Origin of the sequence: Peribacillus loiseleuriae, from assembly GCF_001183985.1 — a bacterium.
Taxonomy (GTDB): Bacteria; Bacillota; Bacilli; order Bacillales; family DSM-1321; genus Peribacillus; species Peribacillus loiseleuriae.
In genome coordinates this window covers 612,857-635,149 of the sequence record NZ_LFZW01000001.1, presented here as the reverse complement: position 1 = coordinate 635,149, position 22,293 = coordinate 612,857, and the positions used below count along the sequence as shown (strand labels likewise).

General features: G+C 37.0%; 18 protein-coding genes. All 18 read right to left on the bottom strand.

All coding sequences use genetic code 11. The annotated features are described in order from the left end of the window. Position 1: 1 nt before the first annotated feature. The 18 genes from AC625_RS02910 to AC625_RS02830 all read right to left on the bottom strand — a co-directional run bounded on the left by AC625_RS02910 (position 2) and on the right by AC625_RS02830 (position 22,293). Positions 2-1,189: a hypothetical protein gene (locus AC625_RS02910; RefSeq protein WP_049683564.1), complete on the bottom strand. Its 1,188-nt coding sequence runs from the start codon at positions 1,187-1,189 to the stop codon at positions 2-4. Between the two features lie 551 nt (positions 1,190-1,740). Beyond that, positions 1,741-2,847 carry a mechanosensitive ion channel family protein gene (locus AC625_RS02905; protein ID WP_049679916.1) on the bottom strand — a complete coding sequence of 369 codons (1,107 nt, stop codon included), beginning with the start codon at positions 2,845-2,847 and terminating at the stop codon, positions 1,741-1,743. Between the two features lie 241 nt (positions 2,848-3,088). Continuing rightward, on the bottom strand, positions 3,089-4,273 hold the full coding sequence (locus AC625_RS02900; protein ID WP_049679915.1) for a DHH family phosphoesterase: 1,185 nt from the start codon (positions 4,271-4,273) through the stop codon (positions 3,089-3,091). A 234-nt stretch (positions 4,274-4,507) separates the two neighbouring features. Continuing rightward, complete coding sequence (locus AC625_RS02895) at positions 4,508-5,098, bottom strand: lysophospholipid acyltransferase family protein (RefSeq protein WP_049679914.1); 591 nt, start codon at positions 5,096-5,098, stop codon at positions 4,508-4,510. A 228-nt stretch (positions 5,099-5,326) separates the two neighbouring features. After that, positions 5,327-6,892: a response regulator transcription factor gene (locus tag AC625_RS02890; protein WP_049679913.1), complete on the bottom strand. Its 1,566-nt coding sequence runs from the start codon at positions 6,890-6,892 to the stop codon at positions 5,327-5,329. Then, positions 6,870-8,693, bottom strand: coding sequence for a sensor histidine kinase (locus AC625_RS02885; protein ID WP_245644918.1), 1,824 nt, complete (start codon positions 8,691-8,693; stop codon positions 6,870-6,872). The genes AC625_RS02890 and AC625_RS02885 overlap by 23 nt, the downstream gene beginning before the upstream one ends. A 194-nt stretch (positions 8,694-8,887) precedes the next feature. Continuing rightward, a complete protein-coding gene (locus AC625_RS02880) occupies positions 8,888-10,213 on the bottom strand; it encodes a pectate lyase family protein (protein WP_053177988.1) in 1,326 nt (441 codons plus the stop codon). 35 nt (positions 10,214-10,248) lie between these two features. Next, positions 10,249-11,370 (bottom strand): glycoside hydrolase family 88/105 protein, encoded by a 1,122-nt coding sequence (locus AC625_RS02875; RefSeq protein WP_425415429.1) that lies wholly within the window; start codon positions 11,368-11,370, stop codon positions 10,249-10,251. 292 nt (positions 11,371-11,662) lie between these two features. Continuing rightward, entirely contained in the window at positions 11,663-12,997 is a 1,335-nt protein-coding gene (locus tag AC625_RS02870; protein ID WP_049679912.1) for an ABC transporter substrate-binding protein, read from the bottom strand. A gap of 41 nt (positions 12,998-13,038) precedes the next feature. After that, positions 13,039-13,875, bottom strand: coding sequence for a carbohydrate ABC transporter permease (locus AC625_RS02865; RefSeq protein WP_049679911.1), 837 nt, complete (start codon positions 13,873-13,875; stop codon positions 13,039-13,041). Position 13,876: 1 nt separating this feature from the next. Next, positions 13,877-14,824: a carbohydrate ABC transporter permease gene (locus tag AC625_RS02860; protein WP_049679910.1), complete on the bottom strand. Its 948-nt coding sequence runs from the start codon at positions 14,822-14,824 to the stop codon at positions 13,877-13,879. A gap of 224 nt (positions 14,825-15,048) precedes the next feature. Further along, on the bottom strand, positions 15,049-15,879 hold the full coding sequence (gene kduI / locus AC625_RS02855; protein ID WP_049679909.1) for a 5-dehydro-4-deoxy-D-glucuronate isomerase: 831 nt from the start codon (positions 15,877-15,879) through the stop codon (positions 15,049-15,051). A gap of 38 nt (positions 15,880-15,917) precedes the next feature. Further along, on the bottom strand, positions 15,918-16,673 hold the full coding sequence (gene kduD / locus AC625_RS02850) for a 2-dehydro-3-deoxy-D-gluconate 5-dehydrogenase KduD (protein ID WP_049679908.1): 756 nt from the start codon (positions 16,671-16,673) through the stop codon (positions 15,918-15,920). A 120-nt stretch (positions 16,674-16,793) separates the two neighbouring features. Further along, on the bottom strand, positions 16,794-17,555 hold the full coding sequence (locus AC625_RS02845; RefSeq protein WP_049679907.1) for a DeoR/GlpR family DNA-binding transcription regulator: 762 nt from the start codon (positions 17,553-17,555) through the stop codon (positions 16,794-16,796). A 106-nt stretch (positions 17,556-17,661) separates the two neighbouring features. Next, positions 17,662-18,936: a Gfo/Idh/MocA family protein gene (locus AC625_RS02840; RefSeq protein WP_049679906.1), complete on the bottom strand. Its 1,275-nt coding sequence runs from the start codon at positions 18,934-18,936 to the stop codon at positions 17,662-17,664. Positions 18,937-18,999: 63 nt separating this feature from the next. Next, positions 19,000-19,170: a hypothetical protein gene (locus AC625_RS28715; RefSeq protein WP_156187397.1), complete on the bottom strand. Its 171-nt coding sequence runs from the start codon at positions 19,168-19,170 to the stop codon at positions 19,000-19,002. Positions 19,171-19,537: 367 nt separating this feature from the next. After that, entirely contained in the window at positions 19,538-20,539 is a 1,002-nt protein-coding gene (locus AC625_RS02835; RefSeq protein ID WP_049679905.1) for a LacI family DNA-binding transcriptional regulator, read from the bottom strand. A gap of 260 nt (positions 20,540-20,799) precedes the next feature. After that, entirely contained in the window at positions 20,800-22,293 is a 1,494-nt protein-coding gene (locus AC625_RS02830) for a UxaA family hydrolase (protein WP_049679904.1), read from the bottom strand.

The window sequence follows — 22,293 nt, the reverse complement described above, 5'->3', positions numbered from 1 at the left end:
TTTACAAGAATCCTACGAATATTCCTGCTAAAACGACTGAAACGATTGTTACAGTTATGAATCCACCAACGAGCATAGGTGGCAACATGTGGCTCGTTAGCACTTCTTTTTCTTTCTCATCATTCGTTAAGGACTTTATCACTTCGTTCGTAATGATGTAGTCTGCGGGAAACCCATATAAGGCTGTTAACGATACGGCGAACGCCATTTCTTTGCTGACTTTTAAAATTTTACCGATTATGAATGAGAATATATACATTCCGATGACTGCTAAAATAATACAAACGATGAGAGGATATAAGATCTCAAGCATCATACTTGGTGTCGCCTTTTGCAAACCGTCGAAAATGAAAAGCATAAGAGCCATAATAGAGAAACCGAACCCATTCGCTTTTTGTAAAGGTTGTTTTTCCAAAAAGCCGACACTTTTTGCGATAATTCCAAATAATAAACATAGGACAAGTGCATTAACCGTCACGAACGGCGCAAGTAAAGTAGAGACAAGATAGGCAAGGTAACCAACTACGGCAAGCCTAAAAAATTTGAAATATTCCGTGTTATATTTTTCCGGCAAATATTTGAAAAGTTTAAGTTCCTGCTCCTTCTCTACTTCCACACCATTTTTCGCATCTTTTATTGTCAGCTCTCCACTACGGTATTTCTCAAGTAATCTTTTCCCTTCCTTTTTTAATACAATTGAAGTGATAGGATATCCTGCAAATCCTTGCATAACGTAGATGACGATTGCAAATACAGATAAAGACGCAAGTCCTGCTTCTTTGGCTCCTTCAGACATAATTAATGCTGATACGATTCCACCTACTAATGGAGGAATGGCAACAACGACTGTTTTAAAGTCGAAAATCAATGTTCCGATCGTAAATAGTATAGCGATAATTCCTAAAACACCAGAAAGGGCAATGACAATGGTCTTCCATTGATTCTTCAATTCTTGGAGAGAAAGCAAAGTCCCCATATTTGTAATTAATAAGTACATCATCATCGTCGCAACCACTGGTGGTACTCCAGCCACCGCTACGATGTCTGTAGGGAAAAATGTCCAATATCCAATAAGAAATAGTACAGCACAAACGAATACAGACGGTACCCAGGCTTTTGTTCGAACAGCTACTACGTCACCTATATATAAAATTAATACAAGAATAACTAAAGCTAACATTTGTGGCATTTGTGACATAAGAATCACTTCACTTTCTTTTAGTATGATAATATTTTAATATTTTAAAATATTATCATAGAATTTAATGAATTAAAAGATAATTTTGATTTTTAAATGAATTATAATTATTCACTCATTATGTAAACGCATTATTTAACAATAAAATGTAAAGATCCCATATAGTCTCATATTATTTCTGACATCTGATAACAATGTAAAAAAGGATAATTATTAAAATATCGGTATAATATATACATCAATTTAAATGAGAAGCATTCAATTATCAAAAGAAAAAAATGGACGTTTTCAAAAAAGGAAAAGGATTATAAACCGTCATCCATCAGATAAATAGGACTTTCTTAGACGATGCCAAGAAGGCTTAGTTTCAGGAACATCCTTTTTCCATTATAAAAAACACATGAAGAAGATCCTAAAGGTCTGACCGCACACTCTAAATTGTTTAATATTTCATGTAAACAATTTTGAGTAGTTGTGGAATCAGGCACTTTTGTTCTCGGACATTTTCTCGATGTGTTTCGTTTTTGTATAGCTAAAATATTTCAAATAGAATCTTGTGAATTCCTCAAATACGTTTCACTTTGTGTTCCTTCAGAATTGGAATTGACATACAATTTTCTATTTGGGATCGCTAGGGCAACTCCTTCATTATTAAGAATATCCATGATGGCAAAGTTAATTTCTTCTTTTACTTTTAAGAATTCTTTCCAGACCGTTGTTTTCGTAAAGAAGTAAAAGTACATATCGAATCCATCTACCCCGTATTTATCAAACTTTGCAATGATTGTGTCTTGATGGATTTCTGTGTGATTTTTTAACATATACTCAATCTGGTTCATGACATCTTCTAATTTATCTTTAGGTGTATCATACGCTACACTTAAATTGAACACGATTCGCCTTTTCCCCATTTCACTCCAGTTCGTTATTGTTTCATTGGCGAGCTTTGAGTTAGGTACTATAACAAGTGCTTGAGCAAATGTGCGTATCTTTGTACTTCTGAAAGTGATTGTTTCAACTGTTCCTTCTACGCTAGGTGTCAAAATCCAATCCCCAATCGTAAAAGGTTTTTCTGTAACGATGATGACGCCTCCAAATAAATTGCCAATTGCATCCTTAGCAGCTAGAGCAAATGCAAGCCCGCCTAAGCCTAACCCTCCAACAAAGCCAATAACATTGTAATTAAATTCTTCTGCAATCCCACTAAAACTAATTATTACAATGATCACCCGCAATACTTTTGACAAGAATGGGATAAGTATCTCATCAACTTCAAAATTGAATCTTTCGTTAAGCTGTGCAAAAAGAAGTGTAGATGAAGATGAAAAGTTATACAATCCCCAGCCGACAAGAAAGATAATCGAGGATTTTATTAATTTAATAAATAACAAATGTGTTTGGTCCAGATAAGGGAAATACCAAACAGAAATATAGATCCCTAATAGAATGAACAGCCACTGAATTGGTTTTTCAAATGATAAAAATATGTGAGAGAAAAAAGTATTTGGTGCTTTTCGACTCACCTTTATTAGTAAAGCAATCACATATTTTGAAAACATCTTCCGGAAAAGTAAAAATAACAAAAAGATACCTGCTGAAACTGCAACATCATTTATAAACTCGCTTGAAAACACCAATTTCCATGACATAACGAATGATCTCCTATCAACTAGAAAATGTAATATGGCTGGTTCCTCTAGTATCCTAAACCTTTCCTACTATAGTTGAAATAAGTGCTGAAACTATGCATTACCTATATTGACAATTTTTATCCCGCATTAACGGTCAGTAAGCCCCCCACTGATTGAAGTTTCACTTTATTATCCGCTATTCTGCACAATTGTAACCATAAAAAAATGCAGAAAGAGCAATCTCTCTTTCTGCATTTTTTTATTTTTTATAATATGGCGAGAATTTTAGTAAATGGCCAATCCAATCAGCATCCCTGACCAAGACTGCAAAATATTCCTTTTTCAAATGCTTTTCCGCTGTTTCAAATGAAGAGAAGGTTTTTGTAAGTGGTTTCTGACTTATCTCAATCACCCAATTCTCCTCCCCTTTTTGATAGACAAAAATGGACTCGTCATTTCTGCCTTTATACAAAGAGCCACTCGGAGCACCTTTCAGATTATGTTGATTTTTAAAGGCATCACGCTTCAGTGGTTCCAAATAGAATGTTTGCTCAACAAATTGCTTAAATGCCTTCTCTGTTAAGTTGCATCCTGAGGCCTTGCGATGTCCACCACCATCATAAAGCGCCGCAATTTCAGAAACATCCACATCATCATGAATCGTTCGTAAACTAATCCGTTTACTACCAACCATTACAATCGCAATATAGTCCAGATGCGTAAACTCCTTGGATAGCTCATTCCCAAGTTCTGAATGATAGTTTTCCCCATGGACAATGCCTGCTAAATGTTCGCCTATAACCACTTGATACACTTCACGTTTTTTTCGATTTATGTAACGTGTTACTCTGCTTTCTTCGACATCAAGTAACTTACTTTCAATCTCATCAAAATGAAACGGCTCGCTACTGTTGAGTTTCGTCAAAATTTTTCTTTCAAACTCATCAATTGATATCATGAAGAAGAGATCGTTTAATTTCTTTGCAGTGAAATTTTGATTCACGTCCCACTCCCATGTATCATATTGTCTCACTAGTTCGACGAACTCATCTGCACCTTTTGTTTTCGTAAGCAAGCCTTCTCTATCTAAGTAATCGTACAAAAGAGATGTGGCTGATGTTAACTTGCCGTCTTCCTGCTCTACGGTCACAGACGCCCAAGCATGTTCATTCAAATGCAGCGCCGATTTATGATGATCAATTAACAATGCCTTTCCGCCAGCAGCGACATATTCATTAATTTTCTTCTCATTCTCTTCGTTCACGGATAAATCGGTAATAATTAGCGTGTCCATTCCCGTAGCATTTTCAAGAAACCCAGCCACTTGATGATTCAACCGACCAATCGAATTATAGCTCACCTTTACCTCATTACCCCATGCAAGCTTTGCGACAATCCCACAGCCGACTCCATCTAAATCATTATGTGAAAAGAGATGGTACATATAACCCCTCCTAAAACAGATATTTTATAGCTTTCCCTAATTTTACATTTTCCTTCATGCATAAATGGTTGATCGTCATAAAGATTTAAAGCGACCTTAATAAGGTCGCGCGAGCAAAAGTGATAGCATAAAAACGTTATATAAAAATCCTTTACCTTGATGATCCTTGCTCTGCCCATTTTCTATAAAAACAACCTGGGGTATTTTACCATTGCAAAGGCATTTATAAAACAATTAAGAGCTTATCCGCTGTTCCAATGCTTTAAACACGTCCGATAATTCCGTTGTTACAAGATCCAACTCGTCTTTCCCCTTCTTAGCCGAATCTAGATAAATCGGTTCACCAATAATAATCGTAATCGGCTGCCTTTTAAATAAATCCTTAAAACCCGTTGGACCTGAGTAAGCAGCAGGCACGATTGGAACGCGAGCTAATTTCGCAATCGTAACCGCTCCCCGCTTTAACGGAGCTTCCTCTGACGTTCTGGTACCAGAAGGAAAAATCCCCACATTCTTATCTTGCTTCAATAATTGAATTGGAATCTTTACCGTGCTTGTTCCTGGGTTATCGCGGTCGATTGGAAATGCATTAATTTTTCTTAAAAACCAACCAATTGCTTTGTTCTGGAATAGTTCTTTCTTCGCCATAAAATGAATTTCCGCAGGTAGAATCGAAACGCCGAGCGCCAGGATGTCGACCCACCCTCTGTGTGTACAAGCAATTACATAGCCGGACTCATCGGGCAGATTTTCTATATTTTTCACAACCAATTTGCCTCGTAATTTTAACAGAAACCTCACGAACTTAGCGACAGGTGTATACACTCACATTCACCCCAATATGGATAGATATATCCATTTTATCACTATGTTTTATTACTTGGTACTAATTTCTTATTTAACATTCATATGAATGCTCGAATGCCTTTACTTGAATAGCCCCATTGCAATTGGATGCACAATTTCGATTGAGTAGCCCAGCCAATATTCCAGATAGTAGAACCTCAACTTGTTATGATCTCCAGCTTCTACAATTAAATGAATTGGTCCACATTAATGAGTTTTGCGATATTCTGCCGGTGTGTATCCCGTATATTTTTTAAAGCACATACTAAAGTATTGAGGGTTATTGTACCCGACCCTATCAGCTACTTCATATGTTTTGATTTTATTTTCACTGAATAATTCCATCGCTTTTCTCATTCTTAATCCTAGTAAGTAATCGCCAAAGTTAATTCCTTTCTCCACTTTAAATAAATTGCTTAAATATGGCGCGCTAACATGAATCACTTCAGCAACTTTTTGTAATGTTACGCCTTCCATATGATAATGAGCATCTACATACTCCATTGCTTGATCCACAAGCGTATAGCTATTTTTCTCTTTCTTTTGATTCATAAACTCTTTCCATTCCTGCAAAGTACTTTGAATTAAACTAAAAATATCATGTAGCGTTTCCATTTTCATGACTTTCCTGTAATGCGCGGTTAACTTCTCGCTATTCGTATGGCGCCAATTCCATTTCTCAGCTTCATGAAATAGTAGGGTAATATATTTTACTGCAAGGAACCTAATATCTTGGAGGGTAGCTTCTTTACTATCCACTAATATTTTAAATAGTAACTGAATCGTTTCATTCGCTTTATCAGGAAGACCACGTTTGATTTGCTCTACTAACTCTTCTTCCAACTGTGTTATATCTTTTTGATAATGGGAGTTATCAGATACAAGATCATCAAGGGAGTAGACCTGGCCTTTCCCCATAATATGGCGCATATTCATTGCTAGATGCGCTTCTAAAATGGAGAAACCAATTTCGAACCCTTCTTGATAAATTCTTCCGAATGTTCCTGTCGTACAAATTTCAGTCTTTTTGTAAATTTCTTGAAAAAGATATTCCGTAAACTGTCTTATTTCTACTGCTCCTATCTCCTCATGTGGAAATAGGAGTAGTAGAAATTGATCGATTCCAGCTTCCATCACCCTTCCTTGATTTTTTTTCAGTTCACGGGAAATCACTTCTTTAATCACGGTTTTTAAGTTTTCATCATTCATTTCATTTTGACTTCCTACATCGAATTTTATGAGAATGGCCACAAAATAAGGACCTTGTAATTCAATACCTACACTTAACAATTCTTGCTCTACGTCTATTGGTATGTTGGTTGGTTCAGTTAATTTATGAAATAAATTTCGTTGTAAGTATGGGGTAACCTCAGCTAAATTTTTTTCTCTTTTTTGGTTTACTTTCCATTCCATCGCAGCTTCTTTTACTTTTTCAAGGAGCTGATCTTTATCTACTGGTTTTAATAGATAGTCGAAGACTTTTAACTTTAACGCTTCATGAGCATACTTAAAATCTTCATAACCAGTCATAAATATAATATATGTGTCAGGACTTTTGCTCTTTACTTGCTTCGCTAATTCCAAACCATCCATAAATGGCATATTAATATCTGAAATGACGATTTGCGGCTGTTCCTTCTCAATAAGTTCTATTGCCGTCTCCCCATCAGAAGCTTCCCCGGTAAGCTTAAAACCATATTCCTGCCATGGAATTGCAGTAGACAACCATTGCCTGATAATTCGATCATCATCAACGATTATTACTTTTTGCATATGATCCAGCCACTCCTTTTATCTTCGGTAGTCGTACTGTAATTGTCGTCCCTCTTCCTTCTTCGCTATCAATCATCAAGCCATATTCCGTACCAAAGTGGATCTTTATCCGGCCATCCACACTCTTTAAACCAATTCCCACTGTTCCTTTTTCTTCAGATAAATGCTCGCCAATCTCCTTTTTTATTTCTTTCAATCTAGCCTCACTAATTCCGATACCATTATCTTTAATCGTAAATATTATATGTTGATCATGCTCATATCCTTTTACAGTAATAACACCTTGCCCTCGCCGTTGTTTAACCCCATGATATATCGCATTTTCAATGAGTGGCTGTAATGTAAGCTTTATGATGTTATAAGGGAGAATACGTGGGTCCACATCCATTTCATACGTAAATTCATCTCCGTATCTCATTTCCTGAATATACAAATAATTTTTGATATGCTCTAGTTCTTCTTCAATACTAATAATTTCTCTGCCTCTACTAATACTGATGCGGAAAAAGTTGGATAGTGCACTAATCATTGTACTCGCATCACGTGTTTGTCCCATATCACATAAACCCTTGATTGAATAAAGCGTATTATAGAGAAAATGGGGATTAATTTGCGCATGCATGATCGCAAATTCCAGCTGCCTTTTTTCTTCTTGATCTAGTTTATTTTGAAGAAGGAGTACATGAATCCGGGTCATTAAATCTTTAAAACCTGATTGTAGTATTTCGAATTCCTTAGGAGCGGCAATTTCATAGCTCAAATCAAGGTTATTTTCATCAATGTTTTTCATTTGTTTAACAAGTTTTGTTAACGGCTTAGTAATATACATGACCAAAAAATTTGCCACAAAAACAGCAATTAAAATTAATAGGATAATGACGGCAATGGTCACGAATTTAATATAGTTTGCTTTGTTTAATAGTTCAGCTTCAGGCAACACTGCCGCTACTTTCCATTTATTAACGCCTATTGTTTCATAGATTACAATCATCTTATTGCCATCTTCATTTACAAAAGAGAATTGGCCTTTTTCATTTTCAATCTTATTCATATAAGAAAGAGTCGCATCATCCAATCGGTATTCCGCTGACACTGTCTTTGAATTGAGCGCACCATCTGAACTAATTAATGTTAAGTAGCCATTCTCTCCTATCAACGATTTATTGAAAACCCTTTCAAAAAAATCGTATCGTAAATTAAAAATCAGTATTCCATTTGCTTTAGAATTGGCATGCCCTATTAATTTAAATACAGATACTACATCTCTTTTATTATTGAAAATTTCATCCTTGTGAAGGTTCTGCCAATAGAAATTTTCTTTACTTCCCGCGAATCTGTCGTAATACGTTTCATATGAAAAGTGGCTATTCGCCTTAGGATAGATACTACGATACATAAGAAATTCTCCGCCGTGCATATCCACAACTAGTGATTCAATAACGGTATCATAATGAGATTGAATCACCTGTAACTCTTTATCCAATTCGATATAAAGCTTAGGTGTAATATTAGCTGGGTCTGTAGAGATTAGTTCGTATATATGGGGATTATTTGATAACGCTACCAATTGTTCAAACACATCGGAAAGGTTATCCTCTAGATACCCCTTTGTTTGAAAGACTGTATCATTAATATTTTTATAGGCATTTTCTTCAATTTGGGCTGCTGCAAGTAAATAAGAAATCCAACCAGTCAAAGTAATAAACAATATAATAATAGGAACAAACAAAGCATTAATGGTCGATTTAAACGAATAGAGAAAATGCTTGCGAATCAATGATATTACCTTCCTACCTATCATTTGCGAATACTCCTTAGAAAAAATATGGATACTTTATTTTATCATATAAGGTCATTTGAATTGGTTACAAATCAATTAATTTACAATTTGCTAGCTATGGCAATCCTATTAATACGAAAAAAGCTGACGGAAATAAATCCGAAAGCTTTTTAGTCAAGCCGCTGAAAGCAAAACCTGCTAAACGCCCTTCTTGTTTAAAATAATTTCCCTGAACCCGCTTTTAGATTAACAAGGATAGGAACTGTCATAGTCGGGTGTATGTTGGTGTACCGCTCAGGTTTCCAACCTACCTCTTCATTAAACTGGACTTCATTTGCTTGATTAAAGGCTTGAATTAAATCTACTCGTTGAGCAGACTTCTTTACTTGGACTATGGAACCATCTTCATAGATAGATGTCCCCTTCCAATATTTTAATATTTTTGAAGGGTCGATGGCAAAATCAAACTTAAAATAGTTATTCTGCACATACAGTTTTGATTCTTGACCAACCCCAATGGCGTAATCAAACCCGTAAGTTGCATTTTGTTGAAATTCATAGAAATTGTTGTAAACGTGAACTTCGCCAAACCGAACTCGTGGAAGTCTCTGTGTAAGGTTTTGATAATGGTTATGATGCAGAGTTACTTTTAACGTCTCACGATCTGAAATTCTACTATCGCTCGAACCAATAAGAGAAACCTTATCATGATCTTTAAAGATATTATACGAAACTGTTACATAATTAGACCCATTCGTTATATCGAGAAGACCATCATGTTTTTGATATAACCGACCAAAGTAGGTCCCGAATGACTTGTCTGTATTTTCGCCATCACTAAAGGTGTTATGGTCAATCCAGACATGATGGGTGCCGTTTATGATCGAGATATTATCATATTCTGAATTCCATTCTCCGTACTCACCATCTGTCGGATCCCATTGCGGAAAAAAATCAACAGGTGCTTCGAATTCAATATTTCGGATAATAATATTTTCTACATTGTTTAGCATCAGGCTGCCGCCTTTGATTTTTGCATCCTTACCAACACCAACGATTGTGGTATTCGAACCTATATTTATCACCATTTCATTTTTCTGTTTTTTTTGAGATCGCGCTCTTGCCTCTTCAAAGGGACCATACACTTCTTCACTGTATCCCCATACCATAGGATCATAAGCATTTAAATACCCTGAAAAGTCATAGGCAGGGTCCGCATAATATTCTGCGCCTACTGGTTGATTGTTCAAATCGACATTCAGTTCAATTTTACCTTTTACATAGATGATTTTAGACGTTGCATTTTTACCATTGGTGGCGTTATTTCCACCTAATGCTTGAATCAAATCTCGTTTAGTAGAAACCGTATATATCTGGTTTTTGTCAGCTTTCGCTCCTCCCGTTGTCCCTTCACCATATGAAGCCCAACCATCATTCTTTGATAAAACTTCATTCCCTAAACTTCTTGATGATGCTTCACTAGTAAAATCCCCGGAAAATATCAACGCTAGCATAAGAACAAAACCAACTACTTTTTTCATGTATTCACCTCTTATTTTCATTTTTTTGAAGTCAATTATCCATGATTCGCCAAATCATAAATCGCCATACTCGCAAGAACAAAGGCTCCTACACCGTGTAAATCATTTTCAGAGGTAGGTCTAGACACATAATAATCATATAAGCCAGCAGAGGTCCCAATACAAATCCCCTTCAGATCTAAAGTTGATTCATGGATCGTTACCATATGTTCTAGCAGACCTGCGTACCCTTTTTGGATAGATTCTTTGTACGATTCACTGACATATCCTGCTTTAATCGCTTTTGCAATTGTATAAAGAAACAAGCTAGAACAAGAAGACTCAAGCCAATTATCAGGTCTTTCCCCTTTATCAACAATTTGATACCATAAACCAGTTTGATTATCTTGGTATTTGATCAATGCTGGAATTAAATGTTGTATGGATGCAATCCATTCATTTTGGACAACTGGTTTCCCCTGCAAAATTTCCAATAAATCTATCAGAGCTGTTCCATACCAGCCTACTGATCTTCCCCAAAATTCTGGTGAACATCCCGTTTCAGAATCTGCCCATGGTTGCACCTTTTTCTCATCCCAAGCATGAAACAAGAGCCCTGTGTTTTCATCCATCATATGCTTCCTCATCAATTGTTCTTGATAAAATGTGGTATGGATCAGCTCAGGTTCATCGAAGAATTGACTATATAGCAGCGAAAATGGACCTGCCATAAAAAGCCCATCTAACCACATTTGATATGGATATTTGTCTTTATGCCAATATCCGCCTTCTGTTGTTTTATTTATAGTTAATAATAGATTCCTTAGTTTCTTGGCAGCAATCATATATTTCGGATCATTTGTTTCTTTATACAACGGAAAAAGAAGAATACCAGCTTGGATGGAATCTAATTCATCTCTGGCAAAATATAAATTTCCTTCTTCATCAATCAAGCTGTCTATATAACTTTTCATATACTCGTAGTATTCTTGCTTCCCTGTTGCTTCCCATACTCTGAGCAAACCATATAAGAATACCCCTTGGTGATAATGAAAAGAGTTAGCCGGAGGTAATACCTCTGGTTTATAGGCATTCATCACAGCCCGGCAAGCTTTTTCAGCCATTTCTAAAGGATTGCCAATTTTGTTTAACTCCATAATCGATTCAGAATAGTTCATTTGATCGTTCTCCCTTCCGTCCTTCTTTGAGGTTGTTTATTTTAGAATGATTTTGTTTTTATATACAAAAACCTGCATGGCGTTAAAACGCCACCATTTACCATGAAGGATCAATCATGTAGCACGCTACACTCCCCTAATCACAATGGTGGCGGTGCGAAGCCGAATTTCGGAGTACTTTCTATAATAAAAATAAGTATACCTGCTAGGTAGAGGGCTTTTTAGTACGCCGCGAAGCCCCGCTCCCATGTCCTTAAACAGGGTGTTAGAAATCCACACCCCGTTTTACCCTTTATTTCTTAAAATGCTCATTGTATTGTTTTTCTGATTTTTCCATAGCTTCTGCCCACTCATCAAGAAATTCTTTTACTGTGCTCTTCCCACTCATGACAGCCTGAGTTCCAGCATCAACTTGATTATCAAGAATTGTACGATAATCAGGTAAATAGAATGGTGGTTTATATAATACAGTGTTCGGATCATTATATACTTCAAAAGCTATTTGAATATGTGGCGATTCTTGTATCCATTGCTCATTTAATACATCTGAGTTCGTTGGGATTTGGCCTACTTGCTGATTCCAATAACTTTGGCTTTCTGCAGAGTTTAGGAAACTAGCAAATTCCCATGCTGCCTCTGGATTCTTTGTTGTTTTGAAGATTGAAATACCAATCGTATTTCCACCTTCGGCCACAGAGTTACCTTCTTCTGTTTTTGGCAGAGGAATCGCCTGGAATTGATCTGCCGCTAACGCTTCACTATGTTCACCAAATGAGCCAATATTATGTTGCACCATCGCAACAGCTCCTGTATCAAAACCTGCAATCATTTCTTTATATCCATTGGTGATATCGCTTTGTGGTGTGAAATTCTTATATAGCGCTAAGTATTTTTCAACAAATTCAACATGTTTAGGATCATTTATTGTACTTTTTCCGCTTTCATCGATGTAATCTTCTAAACCAGAATAAGCAAACATTAGACGCTGTAGTTGGAACGATCCACCAGCTCCGCCCCGGATTGTGTATCCATAGCGATTTTTGCTTTTATCCGTCATCTTTTCAGCAGCTGTGAAAAACTCTTCCCATATTTCTGGAACTTTCACACCTGCTTCTTTAAACCAATCAGGACGGACCCAAAGAATATCTAGGTTTTGTGTATACGGAATCCCATAAAGTTTATTATCTTGTACGATATCTTTATTAAATTTAACCGCTCCTTCATTGATTTTGTCTTTCAAATCAGATTTTTCTAGATAATCATCAAGCGGCAATAATGCTTCGCGAATTGAAAATTCAGGCAGCCAGCTCGTCTGTACAGATGCTAGATCTGGCATATCATCAGATGCGATGGCAGCATCCATTTTTTTCTTTGCTGAATCTTTCGGTAAGCCTACATATTCCACATCAATATTAGGGTGCTTATCTTCAAATCTCTTAATCAACTCTTCCCATATCGGAGTTCGTTGTGGTCCAGCATTCTCATCCCAAAAAGTAATGGTGACTGGTTCGTCTTTTGTCCCCTTCGGTGTTTTTGGTGCTGTTGCAGTTTCATCACTACAGCCAGCAAGGAAAAGAGTTGCTGCCATTGATATTGCCATAAACGATCTGCTTACATGTTTATACATCTTGTACCCCCCTCAAAATTGGTCATTCATTTTTACTCCTATTAACCTTTTACTGCTCCGCCCATTCCATTTACTAGATGCTTTTGGGCATAAGAGAAAAGAATAACAGCTGGAATTAAAGCGATGATACTTCCTGCTGCAAGTGCACCATAGTTGACGTTAAATTCGCCCATCATGTAACTTAAACCGACTGGTAAAGTAAATTTACTTTGTTGGTTCGTTAGCATTAAGGCAATTAGGAATTCATTCCATGTATAGATGAAAGTGAATACCGCAGTCGCTACAATACCAGGCAACAACAGCGGAAACACGACAAACCTAATTGCTTGCAGACGATTGCAGCCATCCATCATTGCCGCTTCTTCCAGCTCTCTCGGTACGTTTGAGATGAACCCATTCATCAACACCGTTGTAAATGGAATTTCGATTGCCGCATATGTAATGATGAGTGATAATGGGTTGCTTATTAAGCCTAGATTTTTAAAAATGACGAATAATGGGATGATCATCATCGATCTAGGAATGAATTGAGTACATAATAGCATCAATAAAAATGAACGCTTCCCTTTAAATTTATATCGACTCAAAGCATATCCAGATAAGGTAGATAATACCACGACAATTAAAACCGTACTTACTCCAACAATTAGGCTGTTCTTAAAATAGGTAGCAAACCCAACGTTATTCCAAGCCATCACAAAATTTTCAAGAGTAGGAGCAAGCGGTACATATTCTAAAGGTCGTTTTAAAATATCACCTTCTGATTTCAATGCGGTCATCAATGTCCAATAGATTGGAAATACTGTAAAGCTAATCATTAAAGTCAACGGAAGATAGAAAAATAGAATCTTATCTTTATTCTTTTTTGAATTCTGCATGTTAATCACCCTCCCTTTCAAATCGCGATGCTTTTAGATAGATGATGGCAAACAAAAACAGAATCCCAAACGTTACAACAGTTAAAGCAGAACCGTATCCAAAATTACTCCCATGTACAGCTTGTTCAGCAATATACATCGTTAACGTAGTCGTTGAGTGGGCAGGTCCTCCCCCAGTTAAGTTAAAGAGTAAGTCTACATTGTTAAACTCCCATATTGTTCGAAGCAGAGTAGTCAAAACAATCGTATTTTTTAGCTGTGGCAAGGTGATATGAATGTAGGACTTCCAGCGTCCGGCTCCATCCACTCTTGCTGCTTCATAAAGTTCTTCTGGAATGCTTTGTAAGGCAGCTAATAGAGTAATGGCAAAAAACGGAATGCCGCGCCATACCTCTGCAATAACAACACCTATAAATGCCGTCGTTGTATCAGAAAGCCATGCTTGAGGAGTACTGATAATCCCCATTCGCATTAACAAATCATTGATGACCCCCATATGTTCGTTATACATTAACGACCACATGACAGAAGCTAGGACACCTGAAATGGCCCAAGGTATGAAAGCCACAGCTCTTACAAATCCCCTAAACTTGAACGTTTGATTTAATAGGAGAGCTAATATCATTCCTAAAATGAGCTGTAAGCCTACCTGAGAAACGACCCATTTAAAACTATTAAACAAACTAGGTAAGAACAAATCATCTTCTGTAAAAATTCTTTTAAAATGATCCAACCCTGCAAACTTATTATAATAAGGAGCAGAAATATCATAGTATTGCAAACTGTAGTAAAACACCGTTCCGATCGGATAAAATAAAAAGGATACAATGATTAAAAATGAAGGTAAAATAAATAGATAAGGAATCCATTTTTCCATTTTTCTTTTCTTCATCTTCTTCGTTTTTGATGGATTTTTTACTGGAAGATCTACATCTCCTTGTACGTGCATTCTTTGTCATCCTCCTTTCCTCTTACATGTATTTTAAATGAAAACGCTTACTTTAATAAGTGAAAATTTTAAGGTAAATGTATAGATTTTTAAGAATTTTCCCATTTCAAACTGAAAGGTTCACTAACCATGAGCGTTTGCTCCCACCCCTTCGATAAAAAAGAGGATGTCACTAGTAAAGGGTCAGACCCTTATTAGAACATCCTCTTTTTATATGAAATATGTTATTTTAAATCATTCATATTAACAGGGTCTTGGTCTGTAAATGTATAATTCTCTCCAGCCATCGCCCAGATAAATGTGTAATTATTTGTTCCAACGCCTGAGTGAATGGACCATGGTGGTGAAAGAACAGCTTGCTCATTCTTCACAACTAAATGTCTCGTTTCGCTGGGTTCTCCCATAAGGTGAAACACTCTTGCATCTTGGTCCAAATCAAAATAGAGGTAAACTTCCATCCTACGATCATGTAAATGAGCAGGCATCGTGTTCCACATATTGTTAGGCTCTAAGAGAGTCATTCCTAACATCAACTGACAGCTTTGGATGCCGTCATTATGGATGTACTGATAAATGGTTCTATTATTAGATTGGCTATCTGAACCAAGTTTGATCGGCGTAGCATCTTCAATAGGAATCTTCTTCGTTGGATAGTTCTTATGAGCCAACGAAGACACGAAATAAAACTTTGCAGGTTCAGAAGGATCTACACTGTGAAATGTAACTTCCTTATTCCCTAAACCAACATATAGACAATCCCTTTTAGCTAACGTGTATTCTTCACCATCCACCATTACTTTACCATTTGCACCAATATTAATAATGCCTACTTCTCGGCGTTCTAAAAAGTAGTCTGTTTTTAACGTTTCCTTATCTTCAAGTAGTACAGGTGACGAAGTCGGTATCGCTCCTCCAGTCACTACACGATCATAATGAGAATAAACCATATTCATTTCTCCAGCTACAAATAAAGATTCCATCAAAAATTCACTACGTAAACGTTCCGTTGTATATTGCCTCATGTCTGTAGGATTTGTTGTGTGTCTAATTTCCATTTTAAAATACCCCTTTCTAATTTGTCTTATATTTGTTTTTACGAACTAAGCCAACCGCCATCAACAGGCAAAACATGTCCATTAATATAGTTGGACGCATCTGAGGCGAGGAATACAACGACTCCTTTAAGATCATCTGGAGTACCCCAACGCCCTTGTGGAATTCTGCTTGTAATAGAAGCGTTACGCTCGACATTTTCTCTTATTTGAGTTGTATTATCCGTTTCCATATAGCCCGGCGCGATAGCGTTTACATTTATCCCTTTGCCTGCCCACTCATTGGCGAAAGATTTTGTAAGTCCTGCCACTGCATGTTTACTGGCCGTATAAGCAGGAACTCGTAATCCACCTTGAAAGGACAGCATGGAAGCAATATTTATAATTTTCCCAGAGCCATTAGCCAACATATGCTTTCCTACTTCTCTACATAAAAGAAAAACAGAATGTTGATTAACTTGGATTACATCGTACCAATCTTGGTCTTGATAATTTATTGCGTCTTCTCGTCGAATAATTCCTGCGTTATTTACTAAAATATCAATCTTCGATACTTTAGAAAGTGTTTCTTTGATTAAATCATCTACAACATTCATTTTTGATAGGTCTGTTTGAATGTCATAAAATGTTCCACCCACATCTTCAATCTTAGCTTTCGTTTCAGACATGTCACTCATACCAGCGCCTATTACAACAGCTCCAGCCTCAGCAAGGCCCACGGCCATTCCTTGGCCGAGTCCTCGGCTTGCACCAGTTACTAGCGCTGTTTTTCCGACTAAGGAAAATAGAGACTCCATCTTAACGCCCCCTCAATTGTTCGTCTTTGTTTGTTTTTGTTTTATTTGGTACGTTATTGTTCAAGTATACCATGTTTAATCAAGATAACAACTAATTTGGGAATCTTTTCTACCTTTCATTCATTTTGCGAGATGGAGTTTGATATTTTTTTGTTCAATTACTAGCTTAGTATCTTTATCTATATTGTTATCTGTAACAATTTCATGAACATCATCCATCGTTGCAAATTGTAACAAGGCTACTTTATTAAATTTTGTCGAATCAGCTAGAAGCGTAACCTGGTCAGCTGCTGTAATAATCTGTTTTTTCCAATCTGCATAAATACTATTAATCACGCTAAGGCCATGTTCAATAGACACACCTGTCGCACTTAAAAATAATCGATTCACTCGAATTTTTTCAAGCATCTGGATAGCTTGTGCACTTAATAAAGAGGAAGATTGATGGATCCTCTCTCCACCTAAGACGATCAGTGATACCTCATTTTTATTAAGGAGGGTATGAGCGATCTTGATATCATTTGTAATGACCGTCACTTTCCATTCCCCTAGCAAGCTTGCTAGCGCTTGTGTCGTACTTCCGCCATCCATTAAGATTGTATCGTTTGGGCGAATAAGCTTCAGTGCTTCCTTTGCAATTGCCTGCTTCGTTTCGCCCCTTCCAGATTGTCTTTCGTCAATTGGTAGGATTCGATCATCAGCTTCTGGCAATACAGCTCCACCGTGAATTCGTTTTAATAGCCCGCGCTTTTCAAGTACTTCCAAATCACCACGTATCGTCTTTTCAGTCACCCCTAATTTCAGGCTTAATTCGCCTACCCTCAATACATGAGATTCACCTAATTGATTTACTATTTTTTCATACCGTTCGACTGAAAGCATGCATGATCCCTCATATCTATAATAATTTTATGGTTATTATAGAACATATTCGAACAAAAACAAACCATTACTTCTAATAAAAAGCCATTCGTATCCATGAATGATGTTAAATGAGCTCTTTTATAGGAATAGATCTCTTCTCCAAAACTGAACGCCACACTCCTTCACCTACTGCAATGGAATAAGCCCCAGCTTCAGCACCTGCCTGTATGTCATAATCTCGTAATGGATCTGGTCCTAAAAAGATATCCTCTAATAGAATCGGATCTCCCCCTCCATGACCACCTGAACTTTTCACTAATTGAATCGTTTCCTTTGACCCAAACAATGGAAAGAAATCTATAGTCTGTTCAGGGTATTCAAATGGAATGCGGGAGGGCTCATGATATTCAGTCGTTTCGAGCCTGCCTTTTGTACCATTGATGCTAAGTCGATAGCCTTCATATGGTGCTGAGAAATTAATGGAATAGGATAATATTGTTCCCCGATCATATTTCACCGTGGCAACATATGTATCTTCAATGTCAATTTCAGAATCAAAGATACACGCATCAGGACGATAGTCCGTATAAGGTGGATCATTTTGAAAAACCCCAGATAAAAGATGGTCATCTTTTACTTGTATAGCACCACTTCTCGCATTCCAACGCACAAAATAATGACAGGAATCTTTAACATCGCATGTGGAACAATAGCGACCGTCTTCTTTTTTGGGATTTAATTCTCCTTCAGGCCCATAATAATGAAGGCCCCCAAATGCAAACACTTCTTCTGGCTTTTGATCAAGCCACCAATTGACTAAGTCAAAGTGATGGGTCGATTTGTGAACAGATAAGCCACCAGATAAATCCCTTTTCCGGTTCCACCTTCTAAAGTAACTTGACCCATGATACGTATCCATGTACCAATTTAGATCAATAGAGGTGATTCGACCTAACTTCCCTTCAAGAATCATTTCCTTTATTTTTCGATGAAAAGGATTGTACCGGTAATTAAAGGTAACGATAACCTTTCCAGTGCTCTTACTTTCTGCTTCTAATACTTTGTTAGCATCCCTAGCGTTTGTAACCATGGGCTTTTCTGTAATGACATGAATATTTTCCTTCAATGCAGCAAGGATATAATCCACATGTGTATCGTCCCTGCTTGCTACTATGACATAATCAGGCTTCGTCTCTTCAATCATTTTTTCAAATTGATCAGCTAAAAAGACTGGAACATGTTGCAATTCTTTGTACGCATCTTTACAAATTTGAAATCTTAAAGGATCATTGTCCAATAAACCAACAATCGTGCTCTCCTTGTGAAATTGCTGTAGCATTGGTTTAATAAACATGGTCATCGCTCGATTGCTTATTCCACAAATTACATATCTTTTCATAACAATGACTCCTTCTTATCTTCCATCCAAAGTTTAAGCGTAAATTTGGATCAAATGAAATAGTCAATCCTTATCCTTTACTAGTATCATCACACCCCTAATCCATGTGTGAAATCCTTTCTCCAATTCCCATAAATCAGCAAGTTGCAAGACGACTTCCTTAAGACGTTGGCCATTGTCTTCGATGAGCTCAAAAGGGATAATGATAAACCCTAGTTCTTCGCTTTTAGCCAATTCTAGAAAGTTCTCATAGTCATTTGCTAATACTATTCACAATCATATGCTCTTCTACTTCTTTACCATCTCTTATGCCTTGTAAGTAATCCGTCTTGATCGTTTAGCTGTTTAATTTTTTCTCATCCACGTGGCTGAACGACAACAACATTGCCATTTAAATCTGTTTCCTTATTTTAAATAGCAATTTGCCCATCTACGAAAGAACGTAAGAAGTCCCCTCCACCAAATTGCCGGATTTTTTATTAGTTTTCGGGTATATATCATTACTCAATCTCCTCATTCTATTTCTCCTCCCTCGATTGCACACGTTAACATTTTTGATAAAAAACTGACATCCCGTTAATCTTTTTTTGGGATGTGTTCTTTAAAAGACTAGTTTTTGTGTGGAATCCCGGATTTTCAATTCCGTTTTTACTAGTACGCATTCGACTGGTTGTTCGGGATTCTCCATTAGCATTAATAATTTCTCTGCACCTTGCATACTAATTTTTTCAATTGGCCTTTTTACCGTCGTTAATCTTGGATTTGTATACTGTGAAAACCCGATATCGTCGAAGCCCACCACTGAGACATCCTTTGGGATGGATAATCCATGAGCAAATGCCGCATTCATCGCCCCAATTGCCATATCGTCATTAGAACAAAACACGGCGCTAGGCGGTTTTTCTAATGAAAGCAAAGTCCCCATCGCTTCATATCCACTCGCCATATCATATTTCCCTTTCAAGATATACTCGTTTCGTATAGGAACCCGACTATCGATCATCGCTTGGACATATCCTTCTTTTCTTTCTTTTGTAGATTTAAATCCTTCTATACCTTCAATGATTGCAATATCACGATGCCCTTCGTTAATTAAATAGCAAACCGCCTCATAAGCTCCGATACGATCATCTGATAAGATGTTATAAATCAATTTTTCATTAATTTCACGATTTAAGACTACTAACGGTATTTTTTGATTCAATACATGATACATAAATACATGATCTACATCACTTTGACTCATGATGATAATACCGTCAAACCGATGATTTGTTATAGAAGAAAAATCCTCATAGTCGTCAATTCCACGCACAAACAAATTGTATTCACCACTAATCACACGATTTACGCCTCTGACTGTATCCGAGAAAAAACTTGGAGACGTCCCTTTTTCTATACTCGTGAAAAAAAGGCCAATCGTGTATGACTTTTGTAATACGAGACTTTTCGCATTGTAATTCGGTGTATAGTTTAATTGATTCGCCAGGTCAATAATTTTCTTCTTCGTCTTCTCTTTTATTAGGGGGCTGTTATTTAACGCCCGTGAAACTGTTGTATGAGATACATTTGCCAATTTTGCAATATCTTTAATCGTTACCATTTCAATCATCCTTTAAAACTAAATAATTTGTTTAGCTTAAGAATAACACGTTGGCCGATTAATCAAAACTCCGTCAGTACCCATTAATTTTCAAAACCAAAGTATTCCTGAGCATTATCTTACGCATTACCTTTGATAATTTTTTTCCACGCCACTAATTGTTAACGTTTTTTTTATACAAATAGTTATGAGTGCGTGTTAAAAAAGGAGGAGAAAAAGAGCCAAGAAGTTCGAGGAGCAACAAGTGCCCTTTTCTCCATTTAAAGCGTTACGCCTGTTTTAAATATTGCCAGCTCTCTGAAATCATTTTCTTCATTATTTACAAATTCTCCATTGGCCACTTTGATGATGTAGTCAATGAAATCGCGCAGAACTACTTCAGGTGAAAGATCCTCTTCTAACAGCAGTCCTGCATTAAAGTCAATCCAGTGTGGCTTACTTTCATAGAGTGATGTATTGGTAGAGACCTTCATCGTCGGCACGAACGTTCCGAATGGCGTTCCACGTCCCGTCGTGAATAACACCATTTGACAGCCAGCTGCAGCCAAAGCCGATGAAGCAATCAAGTCGTTTCCTGGCGCACTCAATAAATTTAGCCCTTTTTTCTGTAATACTTCCCCGTATTTTAAAACATCGACGACAGGTGATGTACCGGCTTTTTGCGTACATCCTAATGATTTATCTTCAAGAGTCGTAATGCCACCAGCTTTATTTCCAGGTGATGGGTTTTCATAGACTGGTTGTTCAAACTTAAGGAAGTACTCCTTAAAATCATTAATCAAATCTACAATCTTATGAAAAATCTCTTCATTTTCTGCTCGTTCCATTAATATCTCTTCAGCACCAAACATTTCCGGAACTTCTGTCAATACGGTCGTCCCACCTTGAGCAATTAGAAAATCTGAAAAACGGCCTAAAAGCGGATTTGCTGTAATTCCAGAGAAGCCATCAGAACCACCACATTTTAAGCCAATCTTCAATTCAGATAACGGCACATCTTCCCGCCTATCTCCTTGTGCATAAGCGTGAATCTCTTTTACAAGCTGGACCCCTGCTTCAATTTCATCTGTCACATCTTGTGAGACAAGAAACTTGATTCGGTTCTCATCAATATTGCCTAACCCTTCCTTAAAACGGACCATCTCATTGTTTTCACAACCGAGACCAAGAACTAAAACACCGCCAGCATTCGGATGGTTTACGGCATTCAGCAGAATTTGTTTTGTATTTTCATGATCATCACCTAATTGGGAGCAGCCATAATTATGTTTAAAGACAAGCATATTATCAAATGGAGCAAGATCGCCGACTTCCTTTTCAAATCGTTTAAGGATTTTTTCAGCAATGCCATTCACGCACCCAACCGTCGGGACAACCCAGAGCTCGTTTCTGATTCCGACTGTGCCATTTCCCCTGCGGTACCCTTTAAATGTAAGTTGTTCATTTTTGAATGGATTTTCCACAAGCTTTTGGCTATAGCTATATTCCTGTGTCCCGGATAAATTTGTTTTGGCATTATGCGTATGAACCCAATCGCCTATAGCTATATCTTCCAAAAGATGTCCAATTGGAAAACCGTATTTAATCAGATGTTCTCCCTTTTGAAGAGGCTGAATCGCTACTTTATGTCCTCTTTCAATGTCTTCTTTCAATTCTAGTTCAATACCCTTTACAGTAAATCGTTCACCTTTACGCAAATTTCTTAATGCCAAAGCAATATTGTCATTTTCATGGATTTGCAGAATATTCTTCAT

Bases quoted from the DNA above. Each gene is read 5' to 3' on its own strand.
- AC625_RS02845 (WP_049679907.1), bottom strand. From the start codon at position 17,555: ATGCTTTCAGTCGAACGGTATGAAAAAATAGTAAATCAATTAGGTGAA.
- AC625_RS02860 (WP_049679910.1), bottom strand. From the start codon at position 14,824: ATGCACGTACAAGGAGATGTAGATCTTCCAGTAAAAAATCCATCAAAA.
- AC625_RS02875 (WP_425415429.1), bottom strand. From the start codon at position 11,370: ATGAACTATTCTGAATCGATTATGGAGTTAAACAAAATTGGCAATCCT.
- AC625_RS02900 (WP_049679915.1), bottom strand. From the start codon at position 4,273: ATGTACCATCTCTTTTCACATAATGATTTAGATGGAGTCGGCTGTGGG.
- AC625_RS02890 (WP_049679913.1), bottom strand. From the start codon at position 6,892: ATGCAAAAAGTAATAATCGTTGATGATGATCGAATTATCAGGCAATGG.
- AC625_RS02835 (WP_049679905.1), bottom strand. From the start codon at position 20,539: ATGGTAACGATTAAAGATATTGCAAAATTGGCAAATGTATCTCATACA.
- AC625_RS02830 (WP_049679904.1), bottom strand. From the start codon at position 22,293: ATGAAGAATATTCTGCAAATCCATGAAAATGACAATATTGCTTTGGCA.
- AC625_RS02840 (WP_049679906.1), bottom strand. From the start codon at position 18,936: ATGAAAAGATATGTAATTTGTGGAATAAGCAATCGAGCGATGACCATG.
- AC625_RS02880 (WP_053177988.1), bottom strand. From the start codon at position 10,213: ATGAAAAAAGTAGTTGGTTTTGTTCTTATGCTAGCGTTGATATTTTCC.
- AC625_RS02885 (WP_245644918.1), bottom strand. From the start codon at position 8,693: ATGATAGGTAGGAAGGTAATATCATTGATTCGCAAGCATTTTCTCTAT.
- AC625_RS02905 (WP_049679916.1), bottom strand. From the start codon at position 2,847: ATGTCATGGAAATTGGTGTTTTCAAGCGAGTTTATAAATGATGTTGCA.
- AC625_RS02870 (WP_049679912.1), bottom strand. From the start codon at position 12,997: ATGTATAAACATGTAAGCAGATCGTTTATGGCAATATCAATGGCAGCA.
- kduI (WP_049679909.1), bottom strand. From the start codon at position 15,879: ATGGAAATTAGACACACAACAAATCCTACAGACATGAGGCAATATACA.
- AC625_RS02865 (WP_049679911.1), bottom strand. From the start codon at position 13,875: ATGCAGAATTCAAAAAAGAATAAAGATAAGATTCTATTTTTCTATCTT.
- AC625_RS02910 (WP_049683564.1), bottom strand. From the start codon at position 1,189: ATGCCACAAATGTTAGCTTTAGTTATTCTTGTATTAATTTTATATATA.
- kduD (WP_049679908.1), bottom strand. From the start codon at position 16,673: ATGGAGTCTCTATTTTCCTTAGTCGGAAAAACAGCGCTAGTAACTGGT.